We start from the raw sequence: 2195 nt of genomic DNA, 5'->3' as shown, positions 1-2195 counted from the left end.
ACGCATTCGACCACCATGACCTGGAACTGCCGCGGCAGCATGAGGACCGAGAGCGCCGAGAGCATGGTGAGCGCGAACCATTGCGCGTAGTCGAAGGCCTCGCCCCCCTGCCCGAGCCGGAGCAGCGAGCCAAGCTCCGGGATCGCCTCCGCCCGCTGCCAGATGTCGGCGAACCCGTCGAAGAGGCCCCAGGTGACGAAGCCGCCGACCGCGAGAAAGGCCACGAGTTTCACGACCGATTCGAAGGCGATCGCCGCGACCAGGCCCTCATGACGCTCGGAGAGATCGAGGTGGCGCGCGCCGAAGACGATGGCGAAGGCGGCGAGCGCGAGGGCGACGAAGAGCGTCTTGTCCATCCACCAGGCACCGGGGCCCGCGACGGTCGGTCCGGTCAGCACCTGATACCCCGCCGAGACCGCCTTCAGCTGCAGCGCGATATAGGGGACGATGCCGACCACCGTGATGAGCGTCACCAGCGCGGCGAGAAGGGGGCTCTTGCCGTAGCGGCTGGCGATGAAGTCGGCGATCGAGGTGATGCGGTAGGTCCGCGCGATCCGGACCATCTTGCGCACGACGATCCAGGCGAGCAGCATGGCGAGCATCGGCCCGAGGTAGATCGGCAGGAACCAGACCCCGCCCGAGGCCGCGCGCCCGACGCTGCCGAAATAGGTCCAGGCGGTGCAATAGACCCCCCAGGAGAGCGCGTAGATCGCCGGGTTGTCGATGATCGAGCGGCCGAGNGAGGCCGCGCGCCCGACGCTGCCGAAATAGGTCCAGGCGGTGCAATAGACCCCCCAGGAGAGCGCGTAGATCGCCGGGTTGTCGATGATCGAGCGGCCGAGGGCGGCGCGGCGGTCGCCGTAGGCCGCGATGGCGAAAAGCAGGAGCAGGTAGCCGAAACCGGCGGCCAGCACGAGCACGGGCGGGATCATGGCGCCTCGTCCCCGGGATTCGTCTCCCGTTCCGGCCGGGGCCCGGGTTCGTCGTGGCGCCCGCCGCTCTCGTTCGCGAAGGCGAGCGCCGCGATGAGCCCGGCCCAGATCGCGAAGAGCGCCACCGGCAGGAGCGGCAGGCCGAGGACCGTCGCGGGCTGGTCCCAGACGATCAGGAGCGGGAAGTTGAAGAGCGCGACCCCGGCGGCGCAGAGCGCGACGAGCACCTGTGTCCGGGGACCGCGCCCGCCCGTCACAGCGCGTCCAGCCGGTAATGCGACCGGAGCCAGTCCCTGAAGCGCCGCACGATCGCCAGCGCGTCCTTCAGCGACTCGCGCTCGATCGTGCCGAGCTCGGTCAGTCGCACGGCGTTGTCGGGCGGGCGGCCCGCGTCGATCTGGCGAAGGTTGTTGGCGAGCTTCAGCCCCATCAGCAGGTGCAGCGCGTCCACGAGATCGCGCGCGAGCCCGGCCTCGATCCGCCCTGCGCCGGCGAGCGCGCCGATCCGGTCCTCGGTGCCGAGCGTCGCGGTCATGCCATACTGGAGTGCGAGCGCGCGCACGCCGTGAACGAGCGGGAAGACCCCGAGCTTCTTGAGGTCGATCTCCGCCGCCTCCGGCCCGCGCAGGCCGGGAAGCCGGCGCCACCAGCCGCCCTCGCCGCCGCCGAACTGCTCGATCGCGGCGGCGAAGCGCGCGTGAAACGCATCGCCGCCGGCGATGATCCGCGCGAGATAGGCCCGGAGATCGGCGAGCAGGCTGGCGTCTCCCGCCACCACCGCCGCGTCGAGGAAGATCGCGAGGTTCATCGGCCCTTCGGGATTGCTGCCATGCGTCCAGTCGCGGAGCGCGGCGCGGAAACCCTCGACCGGCTGGCACCAGAGCGGGCGGCTCACCATGATGCCGCCGGGACAGGGCGGGTAGCCGAATTCGATCAGCGCCGCGGTGAAGGTCTCCGTCACCGCCTCGATCCCGTTGAAGACGAATCCGTCGCGCAGGATCAGCGCGTTGTCCTGGTCGGTCTTGATGATCTGCTCGCCCCGGCCTTCGCTGCCCATGACGATGAGGCAGGAATGCTCGCGCAGCGCCTCGGGTGCGACGAGCGTCCAGAGCCGCTGGAAGATCCGCCGGTTCAACCCGCCGACGAGCCCGGCGATGATCTCGACCCGTACCCCGTCGTCGCTCAGCACCCGGATCATGCCGTCGATCTGCCGCGCCGCCGAGCCGAGCTCGGCGATCGTGGTCGCCTGATCCGCTTCCAGCG

2 protein-coding genes and 1 pseudogene are annotated in these 2195 nt (G+C 70.3%); all 3 read right to left on the bottom strand.

Annotated features, from left to right (window positions below; all coding sequences use genetic code 11):
* A pseudogene (locus ACLJK8_RS22515) lies at positions 1 to 932 on the bottom strand (hypothetical protein); the annotation flags it as partial.
* On the bottom strand, positions 929 to 1189 hold the full coding sequence (locus tag ACLJK8_RS22510; protein ID WP_413152652.1) for a hypothetical protein: 261 nt from the start codon (positions 1187 to 1189) through the stop codon (positions 929 to 931). The gene ACLJK8_RS22510 and the pseudogene ACLJK8_RS22515, both read right to left, overlap by 4 nt.
* A partial coding sequence (locus ACLJK8_RS22505; RefSeq protein ID WP_413152651.1) for a DUF294 nucleotidyltransferase-like domain-containing protein occupies positions 1186 to 2195 on the bottom strand: 1010 nt, incomplete at its 5' end. The genes ACLJK8_RS22505 and ACLJK8_RS22510, both read right to left, overlap by 4 nt.

This window comes from Amaricoccus sp. W119 (genome assembly GCF_047275745.1).
Taxonomy (GTDB): Bacteria; Pseudomonadota; Alphaproteobacteria; order Rhodobacterales; family Rhodobacteraceae; genus Amaricoccus.
Note: the sequence above shows the minus strand (reverse complement) of the source record. Positions and strands in the feature narration are given on the sequence as shown.